The 24,811-nt window shown below is 64.6% G+C and carries 22 protein-coding genes; 14 read left to right on the plus strand and 8 right to left on the minus strand.

Annotated features, from left to right (window positions below):
• Window positions 1-76: 76 nt before the first annotated feature.
• From FNB15_RS02420 to FNB15_RS02460, 9 genes are all read left to right on the plus strand, one after another.
• Window positions 77-2,158: a PAS domain-containing sensor histidine kinase gene (locus FNB15_RS02420; protein WP_144067187.1), complete on the plus strand. Its 2,082-nt coding sequence runs from the start codon at window positions 77-79 to the stop codon at window positions 2,156-2,158.
• A 10-nt stretch (window positions 2,159-2,168) separates the two neighbouring features.
• Window positions 2,169-2,678 carry a tRNA (adenosine(37)-N6)-threonylcarbamoyltransferase complex ATPase subunit type 1 TsaE gene (gene tsaE, locus FNB15_RS02425; RefSeq protein ID WP_342777569.1) on the plus strand — a complete coding sequence of 170 codons (510 nt, stop codon included), beginning with the start codon at window positions 2,169-2,171 and terminating at the stop codon, window positions 2,676-2,678.
• Window positions 2,665-3,693: an aminoglycoside phosphotransferase family protein gene (locus tag FNB15_RS02430; protein ID WP_246068769.1), complete on the plus strand. Its 1,029-nt coding sequence runs from the start codon at window positions 2,665-2,667 to the stop codon at window positions 3,691-3,693. Before tsaE ends, FNB15_RS02430 begins: the two co-directional genes overlap by 14 nt.
• The gene (locus FNB15_RS02435) at window positions 3,690-4,418 is read left to right on the plus strand and encodes a nucleotidyltransferase family protein (RefSeq protein ID WP_144067188.1); all 729 of its coding nucleotides are present in this window, start codon (window positions 3,690-3,692) and stop codon (window positions 4,416-4,418) included. Before FNB15_RS02430 ends, FNB15_RS02435 begins: the two co-directional genes overlap by 4 nt.
• Window positions 4,402-7,377, plus strand: a complete 2,976-nt coding sequence (addB, locus tag FNB15_RS02440; protein ID WP_144067189.1) for a double-strand break repair protein AddB — start codon at window positions 4,402-4,404, stop codon at window positions 7,375-7,377. The genes FNB15_RS02435 and addB overlap by 17 nt, the downstream gene beginning before the upstream one ends.
• On the plus strand, window positions 7,374-10,871 hold the full coding sequence (gene addA / locus FNB15_RS02445; RefSeq protein WP_144067190.1) for a double-strand break repair helicase AddA: 3,498 nt from the start codon (window positions 7,374-7,376) through the stop codon (window positions 10,869-10,871). The genes addB and addA overlap by 4 nt, the downstream gene beginning before the upstream one ends.
• Before the next feature lie 103 nt (window positions 10,872-10,974).
• On the plus strand, window positions 10,975-11,697 hold the full coding sequence (locus FNB15_RS02450) for a DUF1223 domain-containing protein (protein WP_185973681.1): 723 nt from the start codon (window positions 10,975-10,977) through the stop codon (window positions 11,695-11,697).
• A gap of 126 nt (window positions 11,698-11,823) precedes the next feature.
• Window positions 11,824-12,261, plus strand: a complete 438-nt coding sequence (locus tag FNB15_RS02455) for a GNAT family N-acetyltransferase (protein WP_185973682.1) — start codon at window positions 11,824-11,826, stop codon at window positions 12,259-12,261.
• Window positions 12,262-12,291: 30 nt separating this feature from the next.
• Window positions 12,292-13,089 carry an NUDIX hydrolase gene (locus FNB15_RS02460; protein ID WP_144067193.1) on the plus strand — a complete coding sequence of 266 codons (798 nt, stop codon included), beginning with the start codon at window positions 12,292-12,294 and terminating at the stop codon, window positions 13,087-13,089.
• A 23-nt stretch (window positions 13,090-13,112) separates the two neighbouring features.
• On the opposite strand, the gene htpG is transcribed toward FNB15_RS02460, so the two are convergent.
• The 5 genes from htpG to FNB15_RS02485 are packed head-to-tail and all read right to left on the minus strand — an operon-like array spanning window position 13,113 to window position 19,583.
• Entirely contained in the window at window positions 13,113-14,975 is a 1,863-nt protein-coding gene (gene htpG / locus FNB15_RS02465; RefSeq protein ID WP_144067194.1) for a molecular chaperone HtpG, read from the minus strand.
• A 17-nt stretch (window positions 14,976-14,992) separates the two neighbouring features.
• Window positions 14,993-16,138, minus strand: a complete 1,146-nt coding sequence (locus tag FNB15_RS02470) for a DUF4340 domain-containing protein (RefSeq protein WP_144067195.1) — start codon at window positions 16,136-16,138, stop codon at window positions 14,993-14,995.
• A 24-nt stretch (window positions 16,139-16,162) separates the two neighbouring features.
• Window positions 16,163-18,088: a GldG family protein gene (locus FNB15_RS02475; protein WP_144067196.1), complete on the minus strand. Its 1,926-nt coding sequence runs from the start codon at window positions 18,086-18,088 to the stop codon at window positions 16,163-16,165.
• A 3-nt stretch (window positions 18,089-18,091) separates the two neighbouring features.
• The gene (locus FNB15_RS02480) at window positions 18,092-18,826 is read right to left on the minus strand and encodes an ABC transporter permease subunit (RefSeq protein ID WP_144067197.1); all 735 of its coding nucleotides are present in this window, start codon (window positions 18,824-18,826) and stop codon (window positions 18,092-18,094) included.
• A 16-nt stretch (window positions 18,827-18,842) separates the two neighbouring features.
• Complete coding sequence (locus tag FNB15_RS02485; protein ID WP_144067198.1) at window positions 18,843-19,583, minus strand: ABC transporter ATP-binding protein; 741 nt, start codon at window positions 19,581-19,583, stop codon at window positions 18,843-18,845.
• A 138-nt stretch (window positions 19,584-19,721) separates the two neighbouring features.
• On the opposite strand from FNB15_RS02485, the gene FNB15_RS02490 reads away from it, so the two are divergent.
• The 5 genes from FNB15_RS02490 to FNB15_RS02510 are packed head-to-tail and all read left to right on the plus strand — an operon-like array spanning window position 19,722 to window position 23,736.
• On the plus strand, window positions 19,722-19,952 hold the full coding sequence (locus FNB15_RS02490) for a DUF1289 domain-containing protein (RefSeq protein ID WP_221932728.1): 231 nt from the start codon (window positions 19,722-19,724) through the stop codon (window positions 19,950-19,952).
• Entirely contained in the window at window positions 19,952-20,902 is a 951-nt protein-coding gene (locus FNB15_RS02495) for an ABC transporter permease (protein ID WP_144067199.1), read from the plus strand. The genes FNB15_RS02490 and FNB15_RS02495 overlap by 1 nt, the downstream gene beginning before the upstream one ends.
• Entirely contained in the window at window positions 20,892-21,731 is an 840-nt protein-coding gene (locus FNB15_RS02500) for an ABC transporter permease (protein WP_144067200.1), read from the plus strand. Before FNB15_RS02495 ends, FNB15_RS02500 begins: the two co-directional genes overlap by 11 nt.
• Window positions 21,731-22,738 (plus strand): ABC transporter ATP-binding protein, encoded by a 1,008-nt coding sequence (locus FNB15_RS02505; RefSeq protein ID WP_144067201.1) that lies wholly within the window; start codon window positions 21,731-21,733, stop codon window positions 22,736-22,738. The genes FNB15_RS02500 and FNB15_RS02505 overlap by 1 nt, the downstream gene beginning before the upstream one ends.
• Window positions 22,735-23,736: an ABC transporter ATP-binding protein gene (locus FNB15_RS02510; protein ID WP_144067202.1), complete on the plus strand. Its 1,002-nt coding sequence runs from the start codon at window positions 22,735-22,737 to the stop codon at window positions 23,734-23,736. The genes FNB15_RS02505 and FNB15_RS02510 overlap by 4 nt, the downstream gene beginning before the upstream one ends.
• Here FNB15_RS02510 and FNB15_RS02515 read toward each other — a convergent pair.
• The 3 genes from FNB15_RS02515 to FNB15_RS02525 are packed head-to-tail and all read right to left on the minus strand — an operon-like array spanning window position 23,725 to window position 24,796.
• Window positions 23,725-24,075 (minus strand): hypothetical protein, encoded by a 351-nt coding sequence (locus FNB15_RS02515; RefSeq protein ID WP_144067203.1) that lies wholly within the window; start codon window positions 24,073-24,075, stop codon window positions 23,725-23,727. The two genes, FNB15_RS02510 and FNB15_RS02515, sit on opposite strands and share 12 nt — an antisense overlap.
• Window positions 24,072-24,416 carry a hypothetical protein gene (locus FNB15_RS02520; protein ID WP_144067204.1) on the minus strand — a complete coding sequence of 115 codons (345 nt, stop codon included), beginning with the start codon at window positions 24,414-24,416 and terminating at the stop codon, window positions 24,072-24,074. The genes FNB15_RS02515 and FNB15_RS02520 overlap by 4 nt, the downstream gene beginning before the upstream one ends.
• Entirely contained in the window at window positions 24,413-24,796 is a 384-nt protein-coding gene (locus FNB15_RS02525) for a hypothetical protein (protein ID WP_144067205.1), read from the minus strand. Before FNB15_RS02525 ends, FNB15_RS02520 begins: the two co-directional genes overlap by 4 nt.
• Window positions 24,797-24,811: the final 15 nt, after the last annotated feature.

Consider the following 24,811-nt stretch of genomic DNA (forward strand, 5'->3'; position numbering starts at 1 on the left):
TTGTTTTTAACACCTTGTTTTGCACCTTAAGGCTGGCCGATAGTGGCGCCATGTCTGGGATCGCAGGGGAAATCGCGTGAACGAGGTCTGGGGGCTTGCAGCACTGGCTGCGGCCGTAGCCGGCCTCGCCGGATGGCAGGCCTTGCGCGCACGCGGCATGGCCGAGCGGCTGCACCGCGCCGAGGCGGAAATGGCCGCGATTGCCATTGCGCGCGATGGCGAACGCAAGGCCGCCGGCGCGCTGCAGCAGCGTATCGACAGCCTGACGGCGGAGAATGAACAACTGCACCGTGCCGAGACGCAGGCCAGCGTGCTGCTGGATGCCGCCCCCTTTCCGATCTGGCGTCGCGATGCCGAGGGTCGCCTGATCTGGGTCAACGCACGCTATGCCCTGATGGCCGAAACCACGGCGCAGGATGCAGTCGAGCGCGGCCTCGAACTGGCCTCAGCGCATGATCTCGATCAGCCGCGCGATCTGGCGCTGGCGGCACAGGCCGCCGCCACGCTGAAGTCGCAGGAGCGTCGCTTCGTCGCCGAAGGCGACCGTCGCAACTACCGTATCTTCGAACTCCCTGTGGGCGATGGCACGTTCGGCTTCGGCCAGGACATCACGCCCGAAGCCGACGCGCGCGGCCAGCTGCGCCGCCATATGGAAGCCCATATGGAAGTGCTGCGCACTATCTCGACCGCCACCGCCATCTACAGCCCCGACAAGAAGCTGCTGATCTGGAATCGCGCCTATGCGCGGTTGTGGCAGCTGGATGAAGCCTGGCTGGAAACCCGGCCCACTTTCGGCGAGGTGCTGGAGCAGTTGCGCGTCGAGCGCCGCCTGCCCGAGCAGATCGACTGGCAGACCTACAAGCGCGGCCAGTTGTCGCTCTTCACCACCGTGATCGAGCGGCAGGAAGAGCTAATGCACCTGCCCGATGGTTCGACCCTGCGGCTGGTGATCAGCGCTTATCCTTCGGGTGGCTTGCTGTTTGCCTATGACGACGTGACGCGACAGCTCACCCTGGAGCGCGCCACCAATACCATGATCGCGGTGCAACGCGCCACGCTGGACAATCTTTACGAAGCCGTCGTGGTGTATGGCTCGGACGGACGGCTGTCACTGTACAACCGCGCCTTCGCCCAGCTGTGGGAAATCGACGTCAACCTGCTGAACCGCCAGCCGCACATCACCGAAGTGGTGGAGGCCGTGCGCCCGCTGATGCAGCGCAACCCCGACTGGGGGCAGCAGCGCCAGCGCCTGATCGACAGCTTCGCCAGCCGCAAGGGCACGCGCGGCCGGCTGGAGCGCGGCGACGGCACCGTGATCGATTATGCCTCTGTGCCGCTGCCCGATGGCGCGGTGCTCTACACCTATCTGGATGTCAGCGCCAATATCCGCATCGAGCGTGCACTGCGTGAACGCAACGAGGCGCTGGAACGCACCGACCGCATGAATGCCGCCTTCATCGGCAACATCACACATGACCTGCGCTCGCCCCTCGGCACGCTGATCAGCATGACAGAGGTGCTGTCGCAGGGCATTCTCGGCCCGATGAACCCGCGTCAGGAGGAATACTGCGCCGACATCATGACGACGTCGCGCGACCTGCTGAAGCTGCTCGACGACATCATCACCATCGCAACCATCGAAGTCGGCCAGATGGCACTGGAGCCTGCGGAGCTGTCGCTCGATGTCCTGTGGCGCGACGATGCTGCGCAGTGGCGCGAGATCGCCGAACGCCGCGCCATCAGCCTCGACCTGCCCGCGCATGCCGGCACCGGCACGATCATCGGCGACGGCCAGCGGCTGCGTCAGGCGCTCGACAGCGTAATGGCCGTCGCCCTGGATGGCACGCCGCAGGGCGGCCGCGTCGCGCTCTTGCTGTCAGTCGATGACGAATCGCATCTCGGCCTCCGCGTCGAATGCCATAGCGGAGGCTTAAGCCCGGTTCAGCCGCACCAGTTCTTCGCCGATCTGGTCGATGCGCCGGACCGGCGGCGCATGGATACCGATCTGTCGCTGATCGTGGCGCGCGGCCTTTTCGACCTGCATGCTGTGCGGCTGAAGCTGGACAGCAGCGACGGCACACAAGCCGTGGATATCCTGCTGCCCCGCTATCCGCTGCCCGAACCGGGCCCGATTGCGGCGCTGCTGGCGCGCCAGTAGAGTCCGCGCCATGCCGATGATTCGCCGCTATCAGTTGCCCGACGAAGCGGCGACCGCTGCCCTGGCCGTGCTGCTGGCCGACCGGCTGCAGCCCGGCGACGCAATCCTGCTCGATGGCGCGCTCGGCGTTGGCAAGACCTGCTTCGCGCGCGCCCTGATCCGGCATCTCAGCGGTAATGAGACCGAGGTGCCGAGCCCGAGTTTCAACCTGGTGCTGACCTATGACATTCCGCCAGATCGCTTGAATGGGGGGACCCTGTGGCATTTCGATCTCTACCGCGTCAGCCATCCGCGCGAACTCGATGAACTTGGCCTTGATGACGCCCTGCGCGACGGCATCACGCTGATCGAATGGCCCGACCGGCTGGGCACACAAGCACCCGCCAATGCCCTGACCGTCGCACTGTCACTGCTGACCGATGCCGCAGGGCCACGACGTGCCGAACTGCAGGGTAGCGCGGCCTGGACGACCCGTCTTTCCGATTTACCCGAGGCCTTTGCCCACGATGCCGATGTCTGACCGCGCCGCACTCTCTCATGCTTTCCTGCAGCGCGCCGGCTGGGGCGATGCCGTGCGGTCGACGCTCGCAGGTGATGCTTCGTTCCGCAAATACGAACGGCTGAACCGCGGCGGCGAACCGGCCGTGCTGATGGATGCGCCGCCACCGCAGGAAGATGTGCGTCCGTTCACGCGCATCGCCCGCCATCTTGATTCACTTGGCTACAGTGCTCCACGCATTCTGGCCGAGGATGCTGAACACGGTTTCCTGCTGCTGGAAGACCTTGGCGACGACCTGTTCGCGCGGCTGCTGAAATCCGGCGGCGACGAGCGCATGCTGTATGCAGCCACCATCGACTTCCTGCTCGACCTGCATCGGCATCCCGCGCCCACCGATCTGGCACCCTATGACGAAGACCGCCTCATTGATGAGGCCGAACTCTTCATCGACTGGTATCTGCCAGCCCTGACCGGGCGCGATACGCCAGCCAATCTGCGCCAGGCCTTCCGCTTCCTGTGGGGCATCCTGGCGCCGGAAGTCGGCATGGACCTGCTACCGGAACGTCGCGTGCTGGTGTTGCGCGACTTCCATGCCGAGAATCTGATCTGGCTGCCGCAGCGTTCCGGCCCGGCCCGCCTCGGCCTGCTTGATTTCCAGGATGCTGTGGCGGGCCATCCGGCCTATGACCTGGTCTCGCTGCTGGAAGATGCGCGCCGCGATGTCGATCCGGATTTCGCCGAGGCGATGCTGCAGCGCTATATCGCCGGCAGCGGCGTTGACGACGCTGACTTCCGCCGCATGTATGCGATACTGGGCGCACAGCGCAACATCCGCATTCTCGGCATATTTACCCGGCTGTGGAAACGCGACGGCAAGCCGCAGTACCAGGCCTTCATGCCGCGCATGTGGGGTCTGGTCGAGCGCGATCTCGCACATCCGGCATTGACCGACCTGCGCGGCTGGTTCGATGCGATGGTGCCGCGGGAGCTGCGCCGCCAGCCGCTGCCGGGTTTAGACAAGATTGGCTTGTCGTGATTGTCGTTCCGCATACTGCCATGGTGCTGGCAGCCGGCCTCGGCACGCGGCTGCGGCCGTTGACCGACCGCACACCCAAACCGCTGATTCCGGTGGCTGGCCGCACGCTGCTCGACCGCTGTCTCGACCGGCTGGCGGAAGCCGGCGTGCGGCGCGCGGTCGTCAATATCCACTGGCTTGGCGGCCAGATCAGCGAACACCTGAAAGCGCGGTACGATCTGGAGATCGTCATCTCAGACGAAACCGACCTGCTGCTGGAAACCGGCGGCGGCATTGCCAAGGCCCTGCCGCTGCTGGGCGACGCGCCTTTCCTGGCCGTGAATGCTGACCTGATCTGGCGCGATAATGAAACCGAGATGAGTGCAGTAAGGCGCCTTGCATCTGGCTTCGATCCTGCCGCGATGGACGGGATTCTGCTGCTGCAGCCCCGCGAGCAAGCCGATGGCCATGGCGGGCCCGGCGATTTTTTCCTCGACGCAGACGGAAAATTGCAACGTCGCGGCGCGCAGGCGACGGCACCATATGTCTATACCGGTGTGCAGATCCTGCAACCAGCGTTGTTTCGTGATGCACCGACCGGCGCCTTCTCGCTCAACATTCTCTATGACCGCACGATTGCCGCTGGCCGCCTGTACGGCATTGTGCATCGCGGCAGCTGGATGGATGTCGGCACGCATGACGGCCTGAAACATGCGGAGGCAATGCTGCATGGCGCGCACGACTGACCCGTCCGTATATGCGATCGCACCCGGCCGGCCGTTCCTCGACCTGTTGGCCCACGGCATCCTGCAGCAGCAGGGCGGCGATCCGCTGACGCTGTCCCGCGTTACCGTGCTGTTGCCGACGCGGCGCGCCTGCCGCGCACTGGCCGAGGCCTTCCTGCGCCAGAGCGACGGTACAGCTTTGCTGCTGCCAGTGATCCGGCCGCTCGGCGATGTCGACGAAGACGAACTGGAGCTGCGCGGCAAGGCCGATGAGCGCAGCGACGCCCTGCCCTTCGGCACGCTGGAGCGCAGCCTGCTGCTGGCGCGCCTGGTACAGGCTTCGCCACTGGCCGGCGGTGACAGCGCCAATGCGCTGCGGCTGGCGCGCGAACTCGGCCACCTGCTCGATGCGGCGGCGACCGAAGAAGTTGGCCTTGATCGCCTGCCTGACCTGGTGCCGGCCGAGCTGGCCGGGCATTGGCAGCAGACGCTGGATTTCCTGAAAATCGTCCGTGAGACATGGCCCGCTATCAAGGCCGAACAGGGCCGCAGCGACAGCGCCGAACACCGCCAGCACGCCACTCAGCGCTGGATCGAGCATTGGCAGAAGACTCCGCCGACTGGCCCGGTCATCGCCGCCGGTTCGACCGGTACGATCCCGGCCACTGCGCGACTGCTCAAACTGATCTCGCGCCTGCCGCAGGGCAGCATCATTCTGCCCGGCCTCGACCGTGGGCTGGACGAGGCCGCCTGGGCAGCCGTGCAGGATGAGCCTACCCATCCACAGCATGCGCTGGCGCGGCTGCTGGATACGCTGGGTGTAATGCGCGATGACGTCGTCGATTGGCCCCATAGCCTGGCATCGGCTGGTAAATCCGATCAGGGCCGCGCCGGATTGCTGACGGCAGCGCTGCTGCCGCCGGCGGAAAGCCATCGCTGGCGCGACCTGCGCGGCGGGATCGCCGCAGACGCACTGGCCGGCCTGCAGCGCATCGACGCCCCGGGTCCGCGCGAGGAAGCGCTCAGCATCGCACTGGCGATGCGCGAGACACTGGAAACACCGGGACGTACCGCCGCCCTGATCACGCCCGACCGCATGCTGGCGCGGCGCGTCTGTCTGGAACTGGCGCGCTACGGCATCACCGTGGACGATTCCGCTGGCATGCCGCTGATCCAGACCGCGCCTGCGGTGTTCCTGCGCCTGCTGGCCGCCGCAGTGGCCGAGGATTTCGCAGCCGTCCCGCTGCTGGCGCTGCTCAAGCACCCTTTCTGCCGGGTTGGCATGGCGCGTGGCGACCTGCTGCGCTGGACGCGCCGCGTGGAGCGGAAACTGCTGCGCAGAAGCCGGCCGGCTGTTGGCCTCGTGCAGCTGGTTTCTGATCTGGCAAGTAAACCTGACCTGCTGCCGCCACTGGCGCGCCTCGCTGCCATCGCCGAAACGATGCAGAGCGAAGACGGTCAGACCACGACGCTGAAAACCTTACTGCAGGTGCAGGTGATAGCGGCCGAAGCGCTGACGGTGGCGCCCGACCAACCGACGCCGCTGTGGCAGCAGGATGCCGGCGAGGCACTGCATGCTCTCGTGGTTGACTTGCTGGATGCGTCAGACCAGTTCGGCGCGGTGACCCCGGCCGAATGGCCGCGTCTGCTGGATGCACTGCTGGAAGGGCAGGTCGTGCGACCACGCCGACCCTCGCATAGCCGGCTGGCCATCTGGGGCCTGCTGGAAGCGCGTCTGCAGCAGGCCGACCGCATCATCCTCGGTGGCCTGAACGAAGGCACCTGGCCGCCGCAGGCCAAAGAAGACCCGTGGCTCAGCCGTCCGATGCGCGCAGCCCTGGGCCTGAGCAGTCCTGAATTCCGTCTGGGCCAGACCGCGCATGATTTCGTGCAGGCGGCCAGCGGCGGCGATGTGATCCTGACGCGGGCAGCGAAAGTGGATGGCACGCCGACCGTGCCGGCCCGTTGGCTGCTGCGGCTGGAGGCCTTGCTGGACGAGAAGGATGTGCGTTGGCAGGGTAGCCTCGCACCACAGTATCTCGCTTGGGCCGAGCAGCTCGATACGCCGGCACAGAGCCTCAAATTCGATCCCCCGAAACCGGCCCCGCCGGTGACGGCGCGGCCGCGTAGCCTGCCAGTCACAGATATCGAAACCTGGATTCGCGATCCTTACGCGATCTATGCCAAGCGCGTGCTGGGCCTGCGCCGGCTCGATCCGCCCGATCAGCCGCCCGATGCCCGGCTGCGCGGCAATGTGATCCATGCCGTGCTGGAGAAATTCCAGCAACGGCATATGGCGACGCTGCCCGACGATGCCGCGGCACTGAACGAACTGTTCGATCTGGGCCGCATCGAATTCGGCACCTGGCTGGAGCAGCCGGATATCGCCGCTTTGTGGTGGCCGCGGTTTGAGCGCGCGATGCGCTGGTTTCTGGCTTACGAGCGCGAACGGCGCAGCGATGGCTTCCGGCCCGCGCTGCTGGAAACCAAGGGCGCGACAGAACTGGTCGCGCCCGGTGGCGCCTTCACTCTGGAAGCGCGCGCCGACCGTATCGACCGGCATGACGTGGACGGCCGGCTGGCCATTCTGGATTACAAGACCGGAAATCCCCCGACGCCAAAACAGGTCAACAGCGGGCTGGCGCCGCAGCTGGCGCTGGAAGCCGCCATCGCACAGGCCGGCGGTTTCGAAGGCCTGTCGCCGGCAGGGATCGCCGAGCTGGTCTATATCCGGCTGGGCGGGGGCGCCGAACCCGGCGAGGCGAAACGCATCGAAGGAACCAGCCGTACCGAGATTCCGCCGGCCGATGATCTGGCACGCGAGGCACTGGCGCGGCTGAGCGGCTGGGTGGCGTGGTTCGACGACGAGACAAAACCCTACCTGTCGCGGCCGCGTCCGCAATTCGTCGACTATCCGGGCGACTACGATCATCTCGCCCGCGTCGCCGAACGCGCCGAAGGCACGGGAGAAGGCCAGTGAAGCCAGACACCGTGAAGCCTGATCCCGAACTGCTGACGCACACAATGAACCAGCGCAGCGCTGCCGATCCGGCACAGTCGGCCTGGGTCGCTGCCAATGCCGGCTCGGGCAAGACGCGCGTGCTGGTCGACCGCGTCACGCGGCTGCTGCTGATGGGCACGCGGCCGAGCGGCATTCTCTGCCTGACTTTCACCAAGGCGGCAGCGGCTGAAATGCAGCTGCGCCTGACCGACCGACTGGGCAAATGGACCACACTGGCCGATGCCGCGCTGAAGACCGACCTGTTCGAACTGCTCGGCCGGCCGGTGACAGAGTCCGATATGGATTCGGCGCGACGGCTGTTTGCCCGCACACTGGAATCGCCGGGCGGCTTGAGGCTGCAGACCGTGCATGCCTTCTGCGAGGCGCTGCTGAAACGCTTCCCCGTAGAAGCGCAGGTGCAGCCGGGATTTGCCGTCGCCGACGACGGCGTGACGGCCGATCTGTTCGAAACCGCGCGCAAACGCGTGCTGGGCGATGGCCTGTCTGACGCCGGCTTCCGCCCGGTGATCGACTTTTTCGCGGCCCGCGTCGATGACGGCCGCTTCGCCGATCTGCTGAAAGCGCTGCTGGGCCGCCGCCGCGACCTGGCGCTGCTGCTGGACGCGCATGGCAGCGCGGCTGGCGCTATCGGTGCACTCTATGCACAACTTGAACTGCCGCCGGATGCGACGCGTGATCTCAGCATCCGCCTGCATATCGAGACGATGCGGCTGGACGACCTGCGTCGCGCCGCGGCGGCCCTCTGCGATGGTAGCGTCACCGACCAGAAGATCGGCCGGCCGCTAGCCGACTGGCTGGCCGCCGGACTGACTGCCGATGGCTTTGAAGATATCTGGTTCTCCGGCTTCTTCACCAATGAAGGCAAGCCGCGCGCCAAGATGGCAACCAAGACGGCTGAGAAGATTGCACCTGATTGCGCCGAGATTCTGACCGAGGAACAGGGCCGCCTGATCGCGCTGCAGCAGCAGTTGAATGCGCTGACAGTGGCCGAGGCCACCGCCATGCTGCTACGGCTGGGCGAACGACTGCTGACGGCCTATGCAGCACTGAAGACCGCGCATGGCCTGCTGGATTATGACGACCTGATTCTACGAACGCGCGACCTGCTGGTCGAGCCGAGTCAGGTGCCTTGGGTGATGTTCAAGCTGGATCGCGGCATCGACCATATCCTGGTCGACGAAGCGCAGGATACCAGCCCGGACCAGTGGGCTGTTGTGGCAGCACTGGCCGAGGAATTCTTCAGCGGTACCGGCGCGCGCGACGACATTCACCGCCGCACCATTTTCGCGGTCGGCGACGTGAAGCAGTCGATCTACAGTTTCCAGGGTGCGCGACCGCAGGCCTTCCTCGACACCTACAATGATTTCCGGCGCCGGGCCGAGGCTGTCGACCAACGGCTCGCGCAGATTCCGCTGGAGATGTCATTCCGCTCCGCGCCGGCGGTGCTGCAACTCGTCGATACCGTCTTTGCCGACGATGCGGCAAAACCCGGTGTCGTTGGTGACAAACCGCTGCATCACAAGGCCAGCCGCCGCGACGAGGCCGGCCGCATCGAACTCTGGCCGCCGTTCAAGCCCGATCCGAAAGCGCAAAGCGAACCTTGGGAAACACCGCTCGACTATGTTGGCCAGAAGGATCCACGCAAACGCTTGGCTGAAGAGATCGCGGCGCAGATCAAGCGCTGGATGGACAACGAGGAGATGCTGTCCAGCCTGGGCCGCCGCGTACAGCCCGGCGATGTGATGATTCTGGTGCGTCGCCGCAACGTGTTCTTCGAGGCGATGGTGCAGGAACTGAAAGCTGCCGGTGTACCGGTGGCCGGCGCCGACCGCATGAAACTGGCCGAGCAGATTGCAGTGCTGGATCTTCTGGCGCTCGGCGCCTTCTGTCTGCTGCCGGAAGACGACCTGACACTGGCCACCGTGCTGAAAGGCCCACTGTTCAATTTCAGTGAAGAAGACCTGTTCGACCTGTGCTGGAACCGCCAGCAGCCGCGGGTATGGCATGAGTTGCAGCGCCGTGCCGAGGAGCGTCCGCTGTGGCGCGCGGCGAACGAAGAACTGCACAAGTGGCTTTCGCGCGCCGATCTGATCACGCCCTTTGCGCTCTATGCCGAACTGCTCGGCGCCGGCGGTGGGCGGCAACGGCTGGTCGCGCGGCTGGGCCGGCAGGCCAATGAACCGATCGACGAATTCATAGCCGCCGCGCTGTCCTATGAACGCGAGGCCACGCCCAGCTTGCAGGGATTCATTCATTGGATCACTCGGCACGAGATGGTGATCAAGCGCGACCTCGATCAGGGCCGCAACGAAGTGCGCGTGCTGACTGTGCATGGCGCCAAGGGCCTGGAAGCTCCCATCGTGATGCTGCCCGATACCTGCGACCTGCCGCAGGACCAAGGTGGCAGCGGCCTGCTCTGGGGTGAAGCACCCACGCCAGAAGTGCATGTCGCCGGGCCGGCTGCGGCGCGCGCCGTGCCACAGCTCTACTGGCCGATGCGCAAGGACAACGATACGGCCGTCACGGCCGGATTGCGCAGCAAACGCCAGGCCGAGCAGCTGGAAGAATATCGCCGCCTGCTTTACGTGGCGCTGACGCGGGCGCGCGATCGGCTCTATGTCTGCGGCTATCTCGGCGTCCGCAACGCCGACAAAGGCCCGCCGCAGGGCAGCTGGTACGATCTGGTCGCGACCGGTTTCGATCATCTGACGCCGACAACAACCATTGTTTTGCCATGGGGCGACGAGGCCCGACGCTTCGAGACCAACCCCGACAGTCGCAGCGAAGCCGAACCAACAGCGGCTGCTGCGAAACCCATTGCCGCGCCCGGCTGGCTGCAGCAGCCGGCACCGCCCGAACCCGTACCGCCACGCCCTTTAAGTCCTTCGCAGCCGAGCCGCCCCGATCCCGCACCGCTCAGCCCGACCGCACCGGATCGTCTGGCCGGCCTTGTGCGCGGCCGCCTGATTCACCGGATGCTGCAGACATTGCCGGATCTGCCGGACGACGAGCGTGCGCCGGCGGCGGCACGCTTCCTCGCCCATTCGGGGCATGGCCTCGATCCCGCCAGCCAGTCGGCACTGCTGAGGGAAGTGATGGCCCTGCTGGGTGATCCGCAATTTGCCGCGATCTTCCGGCCTGAGGCGCGCACTGAAGCGCCGCTGGCCGGCCGCATCGGCACCAGAACGGTTGTCGGCCAGGTCGATCGCCTGCTGGTGACTGACGAGGCCGTGCTGGTGGTGGATTACAAGACCAACCGGCCGCCGCCGTCATCGGTGAGCGAGGTCGATCCGGCCTATCTGGATCAAATGGCGCTGTATCGTGGTCTGCTGGCCCAGGTTTTCCCCAGCCACCGGATCGAAGCGGCACTGGTCTGGACCCATGTCGCCCGGCTGATGCCACTACCGAATGATCTGCTGGATCAGCGCCTTGCCGCTTTCACCGCAACGTGAGTAGTCGTAGGCTGACGGCATGCCTAGCTTGACCCTCATGATCGATCCAGCCTCATATCTCCGTTTTGTGCTCCGCCGGGCCGGGCATGTCATGTTTCTGGCCATGTCTCTGGCGCTGACCGGCATGGTATCCGCCCATGCGCAACCGCAGACGGCTCCCGCGACACCTGTCGTGCTGGAGCTGTTCACCAGCCAGGGCTGCAACTCCTGTCCGCCAGCCGACGAGTTGATGCAGGACTGGCTCAGGCAGCCGAACATCATTCCGATCTCGCTGCATGTCGATTACTGGGATTATCTCGGCTGGAAAGACACGCTCAGCCGCAAGGGCCACGGCATCCGCCAGCAGGATTACGCGCGCAATTCCGGCAAGCGCGAAGTCTACACACCGCAGGTGGTGGTGAACGGCAAGTTTGTTGCCGTCGGCTCGGACCGCGAAGCCGTCGAGAAGGCGCTAGCAAAAGCCCGACGCATGCCGTCGGTCGCCATCCAGGCCGAGAAGAACAAGACCACCGGCAACTGGCAGATCAAGGTGCCGACCCTGGCAGGCTTCGAGGGCGAAGCGAAACTGGTGCTCTGCCGCTACGACGCGCAGCATGAGGTCGCGATCGAGCGCGGCGAGAATTCCGGCAAGACGCTCAACTATCTGAATGTCGCCCGCAGCTGGGGCGACCTCGGCCGCTGGAAAGGCCAGAGCGCCAGCTATGACGTACCCGACCTGACCGGCACCGACTGGGGCCGTCAGGGGGCCATGGTGATGCTACAGGTCATTGCCAATGATGGTGTCGGCCAGATCCTGGGTGCGGTCGACATCAAAGGTGGCAAATAGCCCGCACCTGTACCCCTCTCCGCACAATCGAGAGCCCATAAAGGTTACACCCCCTGTGGTTGACAGGCCGGCCAGTGCGGCCGATGGTTTCCCCATGATATCCGTTCCATGTTCCGGAATTGCCGCATGCCGGTAGGCAACAGGCCCGCAAACAGAATCGAACACCGCCTGCGCGCGGCCGATCGCAACGACCTGCATCGCCTGCAGGAAATCGCCCGCACCACCCTGCCCGATGCCATGAGCCTCGATCTTGCCGCGCTGCAGCGTGACGAAAACCTGTTTGTGGCGGAGTGGCGTACCGCCATCGATGGCTTCCTCGTGCTGCTGCCGTTGCAGACCAGCCTGCTGATCAGCCGGTTGGCAGTGGCCGAAGACGCGCGCCGTCAGGGCCTGGGCGCCTGGCTGCTCGACTGCGCCACCATGCATGCGCGCGGCCTCGGCCTCGTCGCCATCGAGATCCAGCGGCCGGAGCATGACACCATCGGCATTACCTGGCTGGCCAAACGCGGCTTCGCGCGCCTTCCGCATGGCGGCAACAAGGTCTATCTCACCCGCGACGTCTGACCATAAAAAAACGAAATTGGGGAAACATCGATGAGCGATCCGAAATCCGTCCTGCGTCCCTCCAGCACCGTGCTGATGGTGCGCGACGGCGCGGCCGGGCTGGAAGTCTTCATGGTCAAGCGCAACCACGCGATCGATTTCGCCTCCGGCGCCCTGGTCTTTCCCGGCGGCAAGCTGGCCGATGGCGACAGCGATCCGGTGCTGATGGGCCGTCATGCCCGCCCCGGCGCTTTCGATCCGGCGCTGACCTCGTTTGGCTTCGGTGCGATCCGCGAGGCATTCGAGGAATCCGGCCTGCTATTGGCGCGCGCGAAAGGCGACGGAGCACTGCTGTCAGCCGCGCGGGTCGAGACGCTGGGCCATTGGCGCGAACCGCTCAATCGCGGCGAGAAGACCCTGCGCGACATGGCCGAAACCGAAGGGCTGGATTACGCGCTCGATACGCTGGTGCCTTTCGCACACTGGATCACACCCGACGTCATGCCGAAGCGGTTCGACACCTGGTTCTTCCTGGCACCGGCGCCGGCCGACCAGATCGGCGTGCATGACGGTTCGGAATCGGTGGAATCGGAATGGGTCGGCGCGCAGGCCGCACTCGACGACTGGGAGGCCAAGACCCGCACCATCGTCTTCGCCACGCGCATGCAACTGGTGAAACTGGCACGGTCAAACACCGTGGCCGAGGCGCTGGCCGCCACAAAGCGCGATACTGTCGTCGACGTCATGCCGGTGCTGGACAAGACATCCTTCGCCGAACCGCATCTGCGCATTCCGGCTGAAGCCGGCTATGGCATCACCGAGGTGCCGCTGAGCCGCGTGGGAATGTAAGGCCCAAAAAAAGACAAAGCGCGCTAGATCGCCTTTTCCATCAGCTTGGCCAGCCGCTGGGCGAACTGCAGCGCATCGGCCGGCGGCTCGCCCTCGACCAGGCGTGCCTGGTCGAGCAGAAGATGCGCTGCATCCTCCAGCGCATCGACCGCGCCGGGCTGCTGCGCACGCACCGCCAGCGCCTTGATCAGTGGATGGCCGGGATTGATCTCGAGAATGCGTGTGCTGGCCTTGTCGAGCTGCTTATGCTGGCGCAGCAGGCGCTCCAGATGCATATCCAGATCGCCATCGGCCGCACTCAGGCAGACCGCGCTGTCGGTCAGGCGTTTCGATTCCCGCACATCCTTCACGGCATCGCCCAGAACCTGCTTCAGCGCCGCAATCAGTGTGCCCAGCGTGGCGTCGTCCGGGCGGTCTTCTGATTTTGTCTCATCCGCTGAACCGGCAATGCCGTCGAGGTCAGCGCCAGCCCGGCTGGCCGACTTCAGCGGTTTGCCGGCATGGTCGCGTACCACCGAGAGCCAGAAGTCGTCCACCGGATCGGTCAGCAACAGCACTTCAACGCCCTTGGCGCGGAAGCCTTCCAGTTGCGGACTGTGTTTCAGCTGCTCCAGCTGCTCGCCACTGATCACATAGATAGCGCTCTGGCCGTCCTTCATGGCGGCGATATAATCGTCAAGCGAGACCCAGCCGTCGCGCTGCGAGGAACGGAAACGCGCCAGCTTCAGGATCGCCTCGCGATGCTCGGGGTCCTCGTAGAGGCCCTCCTTCAGCACCGGGCCGAAGGCTTCCCAGAATTTCTCATAGTCGGCGACGTCCCTGGCAGCCTTCTTGTCCAGCTCGGTCAGCACACGCCGGTTGATCGCCTGCTTGATGCGCGCCAGCACCGGATTGTGCTGCAGCATCTCGCGACTGACATTCAGCGGCAGGTCAGCGGAATCAACCACGCCGCGCAGGAAGCGCAGCCAGGGCGGCACCAGCTCGTCGCAGCGATCCGTGATGAAGACGCGGCGGACGTAGAGGCGGAGCGCCGATTTACGCGCCGGATCAAACAGGTCATGCGGCCGCGAGGACGGCACAAACAACAGCAGGCTGTAATCCAGCTTGCCCTCGGCCCTGGTATGCAGTGTCAGCCACGGATCGTCGAAGGCATGCGACACATGATGGTAGAAGCCCTGATACTGTTCCTCTGTGACGTCGGATTTCGGCCGCGCCCATAATGCGCTGGCACTGTTCAGCGTCTCTGACTTGCCATCGCCCTCTTCGAGCACCACCGGCAGGGCGATATGGTCCGAGTAAGTCCGCACGATATGGCTGAGCCGCAGGCTCTCGAGGAATTCCTCCTCGCCCTTGCGCATGTGAAGAATGATCGTGGTGCCCCGGCCGGGCTTTTCCGCTTCGCCGATGGTAAACTGGCCCGACCCGTCCGAGGTCCAGCGCCAGGCCTGGGCTTCGCCGGCCTTGCGCGAAATCACCTCGACCTTTTCGGCCACCATGAAAGCGGAATAGAAACCGACGCCGAACTGGCCGATCAGCGCCATGTCCTTGGCAGCATCGCCGGTCATTTTGGCGGCGAATTCACCCGTGCCCGACCGCGCGATGGTGCCAAGATTGCCGATCAGCTCGTCGCGATCCATGCCGATGCCGTTATCGGCAATCGTCAGCGTGCCGGCGGCCTTGTCGGGTGTCAGGACAACCTTGAGATCGCTGTCGCCGGCCCAGAGATCGGCCTCGGTCTGGGCGGCGAAGCGCAGCTTGTCGCAGGCATCGGAGGCGTTGGAGATCAGCTCGCGAAGGAAGATTTCCTTCTGGCTGTACAATGCGTGTGTGACGATATGCAGCAGCCGGGTGACGTCCGACTGGAATTGCAGGGTCTGGTCAGTCATGACAGCACCTCCAGTCATCAGCCTTTCTTTTCGTCGTCTTTCTTTTCCGGCTCGATCAGGTCTTTCAGCCGGCGGGTCAGATCGCGTGCCGCATAGTCGTTGACCAGATAGGCCCAGCCATCCATGCGTGCCATCGCGTCCTTCACCTGTTTCTCGGCCTCTTCGCGCTTCAGCAGGTCCTTGTTCGCGTCATTCGGCTTGACCAGCGCGGGGTCGTAGCTGGCCGAGATCACGACCCAGAATTTCTTCTCTTCGCCAGCGGGAATCGTACGGACTACGGCCTTCACGCCATCCAGTGTGACGATCTCGGTCACTGTTGCCTTCGAGAAGTCATGCTCGGTCGCCTTGCCGACATCCTCGAAACCGAGATAGGCCAGACCGCCGGCCACGGCATTCACATCGAACGGCGAACCGGCCTTCATGCCCTTCGGCATATTCGGCAGCACGAAATCGACCGGCGTATTGTCGGCCTTCTCCGGACCGCGATTGACCTTGAGCATTTCGCCGTCTGGATGCGTCACAGTGGCATAGGCCACGCGGTTTTTGTCGATCTTGATCAGGTCCTTGACCAGCCACTGCACCGGATCGGCCGGCAGTTCCAGCGTGCCCTGGGCGAGCCAGGCACGCGCCTCGTCGGGCTTGCGCACCTGGATCTGACCAGGCTTGCCGCCGGTGGGATGACTGCGCGTCTTGCCGACGATCACGGCGCCCATCGACTTGGCGTCCTTGTCGACGAGGCGGATCAGGATCGGGCCGGGGTCGCTCTTCGCAGCATCATCGACCGGCTTGTACTGATCAGGCTCCGACACCTGCAGCAGGTTGTAATTCTCCGGCTTGTCGCTGCGCGGCTCGATGGTTTCCAGCGCGGCAACGCCCAGCACGTTCTTGCGCACCAGATCGGCACGCACCGGATAGTCGTGCCGGCTCGGCATGGTCCACTGGTCGGCCGCCGCACCACGCTCAATGCGGAACAGCGACTTCGCCGTGGCGATCTCCAGCGAGGCGACGTCATTCACCTTCGAGGTCAGGCCGGGAAACATCGGCTTCGGCGTGAAATCGGCCTGCGCCGCTTTGTCGCGCGACGTCGCCACCCACCAGCCAGCGCCGCCCAAAACCACAGCGGCAACGACCAGAATTGCCCAGCTCTTGTTACGCATCTTCATGACGACCACTCCGGAAAAGACGCCTCAGCCTTCCAGCGCGCGGCGGATGCGCCGCTGACGCCAGACGATGGCCAGACCGACCGCGACCAGCGCGGCGAGCAGTGGCATCAGGCCTATATTGATGAACTTGACCAGCACCTGCAGGCTTTCGATGTCGCGATTCAGCTCGCGCTGCACGCCGCGCAGTTCTCGCCGGGTCGACAGCAGATCATCGCGGAAGGTAGTCATCGCCGCTTCCTGCTCGGCGCTGAGCAGGGCATTCGACTGGTCCTGCGCTTTGCTCTGCAGATCGGCAAGCTGCTTCTGCGTGGTTTCCAGCTTCTGCTCAAGCTGCTTCTGCCGCGCGAGGAACTGCTGTTCCGCCTGCCGGCGCATGTTGTCGATCACCTCGAACGGGCGCTGCGACCGGCCACGGCTACGCAGACCGATCAGGTCGCCCGAGCCCGACATGTTGTCTATCGCGTTGACCAGCAGGTCGGCATTGGCCGCGATCGGCACATACATGTTCTGGCCCATCATCTGCTGGCTGCGCACCCAGAAGCGGTCGTCCAGCAAATCGGCATCAGCCACCAGCAGCACGTTGATCGGCTTGGCGCTCTCGACCACATGGGCGGCAGGCGCAACAGCCGGCTTGTCGCCGTCCTTCTTCTCGACAGGCGGCGCGCCATTCGGGAAGGCCGACTTGACCGTACCGCTGATGCGGGCCGCCAGCATATAGGTCTCGCCGGTGGGCTTGAACTTCTCGGCCAGCGCCTGCGGATTCGGATCGCCGTCGAGATCCTTGACGTCCATCAGCATCGCCTGGTTCGACGAGGTGATCAGCGGCGTCACGGTGGTCGTCGCACCCTCCAGCTTGCGGATCGAGCCCATCGAGGCGGCGTTGATCTGCGTCAGCTCCGCCGTCACGACATCATCGCGACTGAGTCGCTCGCCGGGGATCGCCAGCCAGGGGACATAATCGACCACGGCAGCCGCGCCACTGCGACCGGTCTGCACGCGCTGGGCCAGCGCCAGATCGGCGACGAATTTGCCCGACGCGACCTCGATACCCCAGGCCTTGAACAATTCGGGCAGCAGCGACGACTGGTCGCCACCCGGCATCGGCCGGCCGGTCATCGGATTCGGCATCGCCGACATGGTTTCCGAATAGGGATCGGCAAAGACGATCAGCCGGCCGCCCTTCAGCACATACTGGTCGATGGCATACTGCGCCTGCGGGCTCAGGTCCTTCGGATGCGCGAGGATCAGCGTCGAAATCTTGTCGTCGATCTCTTCCGGCTTGGCAGCATCCAGCATCTTGACCTGGAAGAACTGCTTGATCTGCTCGAGGATCAGATAGGGCTGCGCCTGGCCGCGCATCGCCGCCATCATGCCGCCCGGGCCGTATTCCAGCGGCAGGGCGCCGAGGATGCCGACGGTCGGCTTGGTCGGGTTGCTCAGGGAATAGACCAGCTTGGTCAGGTCATATTCGAGGAACTGTTCCTTGTCGGCCTGGAAGAAGGTGATGGTCTGCTGCTGGTCGAGTGCATTGGTGCCGACCAGGCCGAAATACAGCTGCCCGCCGGGCAGCTGCGCGCCCTGCAGGCCGGCCTGCACCGCACGATCTTCAGCTTCGGTGAAGGGTTCGGGATCGATCACTTCCAGGCGAATCTTGCCGCCGGCCAGCGAGGCATAGCGCTCGAGCAGTTCGCGCACGCGATTGCCATACTGCTTCAGCTGCGGCGCATTGCCGGCCAGCTTGTCCGAGAAGAAGAAGCGCAGTGTCATCGGCTCCGGGATGGCTTTCAGCACATTGCGCGTACCGTCCGACAGCGTATAGAGCCGGGCTTCCGTGAGATCGATGCGCGCATCACGCAGGCCATTGTTGACCAGGATATTGAAGCCGAAGAACAGGGCGAAAGCGGCGATCAGGCCGGTGCCGGTGAGAAGGGCTTTGCTGCCGGTTTTCATGACTTAGCCAGCCTTCTTGAGGTCGACGATAACCGCGTTGGCATAGAGCCAGACCGCGATGAGCGAGAGGAAGAACACCAGATCGCGCACATCGATCACGCCTTCGGTGATGGCATTGAAATGCGCCAGGAAGCTGAAGGAGGCGATGGTGTCGACGATCAGCGTCGGCGCCCAGCCCTGGAAGAAGCCCAGCACCATCGGCGCACCCGATACGGTGAAGATGAAGCAGACCAGCACGCTGAGCACGAAGGCGATCACCTGGTTCTTGGTGACGGCCGACATGCAGCTGCCGATCGCGAGATATGCGCCCGCCATCAGGAAGCTGCCGATATAGCCAGCGAGGATCACGCCGTTGTCGGGGTTGCCGAGCCAGTTGACCGTGAGCCAGAGCGGGAAAGTCAGCGCCAGCGCGATGCCGGCAAAGGCCCAGGCGGCGAGGAACTTGCCCAGCACGGCGGCCCAGAGCGGAATCGGCAGCGTCAGCAGCAGTTCAATAGTGCCGGCCTTGCGCTCTTCCGCCCACAGCCGCATGGCAATGGCCGGCAGGAAGAACAGGTAAAGCCAGGGATGGAACATGAAGAAAGACTTCAGGTCGGCCTGGCCGCGATCAAAGAACTGGCCGAGATAGAAGGTGAAGATTCCCGCAGTGAACAGGAACACCACGATGAAGACATAGGCGACCGGAGTGGAGAAATAGCCGCTGAATTCGCGGCGGAGAACGGCAAGCATCGGTTTCATGGTCTTCAGATCCTAATCAGGCGGCGCGGGCCTGGGTGATTTCGCGGAAGGCGGCATCGAGCTTGCCGGGACCGGCGAGCACTTCACCGATGCGCCAGCCAGCGCTGCCTTCGGGCTTGCCCTCGGCCAGAATTCGGCCACGGGCGATGATGATGGCGCGGCTGCACACCGCTTCCACTTCCTCAAGGATATGCGTCGAGATGATGATGGCCTTATCACGCGACATGGCCTGGATCAGACCGCGCACTTCATGCTTCTGATTAGGATCGAGGCCGTCGGTCGGCTCGTCCAGCACCAGCACCGGCGGATCGTGCAGGATCGCCTGGGCCAGGCCGACACGGCGCTTGTAGCCCTTGGACAACGTGTCGATCGGCTGGTCCAGCACGTCCTTGATGTTGACCTGGTCGACAACCTTGTCGAGCCGCCACTGTCGGTCCTTGCCGGACAGCTCGCGCACATCGGCGATGAAGTCGAGGAAACCGCGCGCGGTCATGTCGGCATAGGTGGGTGCGCCTTCCGGCAGGTAGCCGATGGCGCGACGGGCAGCCAGAGGCGCAGCCTCGACGTCATGGCCACAGACCGAAATGCTGCCTGACGTGGGGTTCAGAAAACCGCAAAGCATTTTCATGGTGGTGGATTTGCCGGCGCCGTTCGGGCCGAGAAAGCCCAGCACCTCGCCCTTGGCGACGGTGAAACTGATATTATCGACGGCGGTGAATGGTCCGAACTGCTTGACCAGATTCTTTATGTCGATCATCGTTTTAGTTGTCCCTTGCCCCACAGTGGCGACCCCTGCCGCCCGGCGCCCGCTAGATAAGAGTGTCCCACACCATGGTTCAAGTCCCCGGCCAAGATTTGCGATGCTTCGCCGCGCCCGGGATGCCACATTTTGGCCATGATTGACGCCCCATACCCCGCAGCCATGTCCGGCGACGAGTCGCCGCCGTCGCCCTGTAACAAGGTCTGCACGATCGACCGTCGCACCGGCTGGTGTCTCGGCTGCTGGCGCACGGGCGAGGAAATCGGCGCCTGGTCCACCATGAGTGCGCAGGCCAAGCATGCCCTGCTGGCACAGCTGCCGAGCCGGCAGGCCGCCGCGCAACCTGCCATGCGAGGGCGCCGCTGATGGCCGCTTTCCTGCTCAAGCGCCTGGCCACGCTGCTGGCGACCCTGCTGGCAACTTCAGTGATCGTGTTCCTGGTGCTGGAAATCCTGCCCGGCGATCCGGCGCTGCTGGTGCTGGGCATCGACGCCACCGACGAGCAACTCGCCGTCTTCCGCCACGAATATGGGCTGGATAAACCGGTCCTCGACCGTTACCTGTTGTGGATCGGCAATCTGCTGGTGGGTGATTTCGGCATTTCCTATGCCTACAAAACGCCCGTCTGGCCGCTGATCGCCGAACGCCTCGCGCTCACCTATCCGCTGTCGCTCAGCGCCATGCTGCTGACCGTGATCCTAGCGCTCGGCCTTGGCGTCTACGCCGCCGCCCAGCACAACAAGCCGGGCGATCTCGTCATCATGGGCATCAGCCAGCTCGGCATTTCGATCCCGAATTTCTGGTTCGGCCTGCTGCTGATCCTGCTGTTCGCCGTCAATCTCGGCTGGTTCTCCGCCGGAGGCTTTGCCGGCTGGGCGGGCGGCCCCGCCGGCGCGATGAAAAGCCTGATCCTGCCCAGCATCTCTCTCGCCGTCGTGCAGGCCGCGATTCTGGCCCGCATCACGCGCTCCTCGGTGCTGGAAGTGCTGCGCGAGGATTTCGTGCGCACCGCGCGCGCCAAGGGACTGAGCCGCCAGGCCGTATTATGGCGCCATGTGCTGCGTAATGCGCTGATCCCGGTGATCACCGTGATCGGCCTGCAGTTCGGCAACCTGCTGACCGGCACCATTGTCGTTGAGCAGGTCTTTTCCCTGCCCGGCCTGGGCCGTCTGATCTTCCAGGCGATCAGCAATCGCGACATCGAGGTGGTGAAGGCGGCCGTCATCCTGCTCGCCTTCACGGTGGTGGCCGTGAATTTCATCGTCGACGTGCTGTATGCGGTGATCGATCCACGACTGAAGGCGCATGATGTCTAATTTCTTCAAACGCGCCTTCCGTCACCGCAGCTTCATCGTCGGCGCAGCGCTGACCGGCTTTGTTGTCGGCATGGCCTTGCTGTCGCTGATCTGGACGCCCTATTCGCCCACCGCCATCAACATCCGCCGCCGGATGCAGATGCCGTCGGCCGATTACTGGCTCGGCACCGATCCCTTCGGCCGCGACGTGCTGTCGCTGGTCCTGGCCGGAGCGCAGAATTCGCTCACCGTCGGGCTGCTTGCTGTCGGTGGCGGGCTCGTGCTGGGCTGCGCGCTTGGCCTGCTGGCCGCGGCGAGGCGCGGCTGGATTGAAGAGCTGGTAATGCGCTTCGCCGATTTTACCTTCGCCTTCCCCGCCATTCTTTCCGCCATCATGCTGGCCGCCATATTCGGCCCCAGCACAATGAATTCCATCGTCGCCATCGCGATCTTCAACATCCCGGTCTTCGCCCGCGTGGTGCGTGGCTCGGCCAATGCGATCTGGGCGCGCGATTACATCCTGGCCGCGCGCAGCGCCGGCAAGGGTGGTTTCCGCATCACCATTGAACATGTGCTGCCCAACATCCTGGCGGTCATTGTCGTGCAGGCCACCATCCAGTTCGCGCTCGCCATCCTGGCCGAGGCCGCATTGTCCTATCTCGGCCTCGGCACCCAGCCGCCGACGCCGAGCTGGGGCCGCATGCTGAACGAAGCCCAGAGCATGGTCTTCCGCGCGCCGTTCCTGGCCGTGTTCCCCGGCCTTGCTATCGCCGTCGCCGTACTCGGCTTCAACCTGCTGGGCGACGGGCTGCGCGATCTGACCGATCCGCGACTTTCGAGACAACGCTGATGTCGCCCCCGTTGCTCTCAGTCACTGATCTTCGCGTCGCGTTACAGACCGCGCGTGGCCCGGTCGAAGCGGTGCGCGGCATCGGCTTCGAACTTGGCAAGGGCGAGACGCTTGGCATCGTCGGTGAATCCGGCAGCGGCAAATCGCTGACCGCACTGGCCCTGATGGGCCTGCTGCCCGATGGCGCCATCACGACAGGCCAGGTGAATTACGCCGGCCGCAACCTGCTGGCCACAACCGAGGACGAACTCTGCGGCCTGCGCGGCAACCGCCTGGCAATGATCTTCCAGGAGCCGATGACCTCGCTCAATCCGCTGCATCGGGTCGGCGACCAGATTGCCGAGCCGCTGCGGCTGCATCTGGGCCTGCACGGGCCGCAGGCGCGCGAACGCACTGTTGAACTGCTCGATCGTGTCGGCATCCCCAATCCGCGCAACCGGCTCGATGCCTATCCGCACCAGCTGTCGGGCGGGCAGCGGCAGCGCGTGATGATCGCCATGGCGCTGGCCTGCGACCCCGACATCCTGATCGCCGACGAGCCGACCACCGCGCTGGATGTCACCATCCAGGGCCAGATCCTCGACCTGATCCGCCGGCTGGTCGATGAAACCGGCATGGGTCTGGTATTGATCAGCCACGATCTCGGTGTGATTGCCGAAACGGTGGACCGCGTGCTGGTGATGTATGCCGGCCGCGCCGTCGAATCCGGCCCGGTACGCGAAGTCTTTGCCCGTATGGCACATCCTTACGCGCGCGGGCTGTTTTCGGCGATGCCGCGTATCGCGCCAGGACTGGCACATCCGCGGCCGCCGCTGGCAACCATTCCCGGCATTGTGCCCGACCTGCATGACCTGCCGGCGGCCTGCGCCTTCGCCGACCGCTGCAAGCTGGTCGAGCCGCGCTGCCGCACAGAGTTTCCGCCCAATGCGGCCATCGGCCCGACGCATCAGGCCGAATGCTGGCGTACGGATATGACTATTGGCGTCGCCGTGGGGGTTGCGCCATGACCGCCCTGGTCGAGCTGACAGACATTCACAAGACCTACACGCTGAAACGGGCGACGCCGTTCTCAGCCGCGCAGCAGGTATTTGCGGTCAACGGCGTGTCGCTGGTCGTACAGGCCGGCGAAAGCCTTGGCATCGTCGGTGAGTCTGGCTGTGGCAAGTCCACACTGGCACGGCTGGTGATGGCGCTGGAAAAGCCGAGCCAGGGCCGCATGCAGTTTGCCGGCCGCGATCTGAATACCCTGTCGACCGACGAGTTGCGGGCGACGCGGCGCGATTTCCAGATGGTATTCCAGGACCCTTACGGCTCGCTCGATCCGCGTCTGACGGTGGAGCGTATCGTCGCCGAACCGCTGGACGTGCTGGAAAAACTGACGCGCACAGAACGGCGCGAGCGCGTCGCCGAAACACTGGCCACCGTGGGCTTGCGCGCCGGCGACATGGAAAAATATCCGCATGAATTTTCTGGCGGTCAGCGCCAGCGCATCGCCATCGCCCGCGCACTGATCACAAGGCCGAAGCTGATCGTCGCCGACGAAGCCGTGTCGGCGCTCGATGTCTCCGTGCAGGCGCAGGTGCTGAACCTGATGGCCGACCTGCAACAGCGTTACGGCATCACCTACCTGTTCATCAGCCACAATCTGGCAGTGATCGACCATCTGTGCAGTCATGTGGCTGTGATGTATCTCGGCCGTATCGTCGAACAGGGCAGCACGGCGACGATCTTCGCCAAACCGGCGCATCCCTATACCCGCGCGCTGCTGGCAGCCCTGCCGCAGCCAGTGCCGCCACCACCCGGACAGGCGCGGCGCAGCAGCCTGCTGCAGGGCAATCCGCCGAGCCAGACGGCGCTCAAGCCCGGTTGCGCGTTGGCCGACCGCTGCATCTATGCGGATGCACATTGCCGCGAGATCAGCCCTGAACTGCGCAGCCTGCCTGATGGCCGTGCCGTCGCCTGCCACAAGGCCGAAAGTGTTCTGGAAGAGCCGCTAACGAGGTGAGCTGACCACGGCCTGCAGGCGATAACCACGCTCGCGCATGCAGTAATCGGTGAATTCTGCTTCGCGCGGACCACGGTCGAAATAGGACGGGGTGCGCGGTTCACGCCAAGGCGCGCCAAAGCTGTTGAAGCCGGTGCCAGTCCAGGGCGGATAGAGCGGCCGCGTCGATGAGCTTTCATCCAGCGCCTGTTTCCAGGCGATATTGCGACAGTCCTTGTAGTCACCATCGCGCTGCACGGCTCCGGTGTCGCTGCGCACCCATTCGGTCGGCGTCGTCGTGCAGGCGGACAGCAGCAGGAGCAGCGACAGAAGCGGCGCTCGGCTGGCCACGCGTATCATGATGTCACACCCGACTTTTGCGCGATCGGGCGCAGATGGTAGCCACGCTGCTCCATGCAGTAGATCGACAGCTCATACATGCGCGGGCCACGGCGGGTATAGGACGTGGTGACACCGCCACCGTCCTCGCCGCCCGACTCCATGAACTGGGTATCGCGAAACGGCGGATAGATCGGCCGCGTCTTATCGCTTTCATCCAGCGCCTGCCAGCTGGCGATGTCGTGGCAGTCCTTCTCATCCTTCTGGCGCTGCTCGAGCGCCGTGTCTGCACGCGCCCATTCCGTGCTCGGTGCACATGCAGCGAAACCGAGAAGCAGCAGTATTGCGGCGGGGCGGCTCATGAGCCTTGCTCGGGGACCGGCGCCAGATGGTAGCCGCGGGCGCGCAGGCAGAAATTCTGCAGGTCACCCTCGCGCTGCTGGCGCCACATGAAGGAGTCGTGCCGGTAGCCGTACGGCCCCGGATAAGGCCCGAAGCGCGATGGCCAGCTGCCGTATCCGTAATGGCCGGGATATCCATATGGCCCGGCGAAGAAGCTTTCGCGGAAGGCCTGGTCGCGTGCGAGATTGCTGCAGTCGCGGCTGTCGGTCTGGGCTTCGGCCACGGTCACACCGGGCTTCTGCCAGGCCATGGGCGGCCCACAGGCCGCCAGCAAGCCGGCGATGCCCAGCATCAGAATCGAAGGGCGGGTAAGAACCGTAAAGGGTGTGTTTCTGCCCATGTCGGCGCGACCTCC

The organism is Ferrovibrio terrae (assembly GCF_007197755.1).
Lineage (GTDB): Bacteria > Pseudomonadota > Alphaproteobacteria > Ferrovibrionales > Ferrovibrionaceae > Ferrovibrio > Ferrovibrio terrae.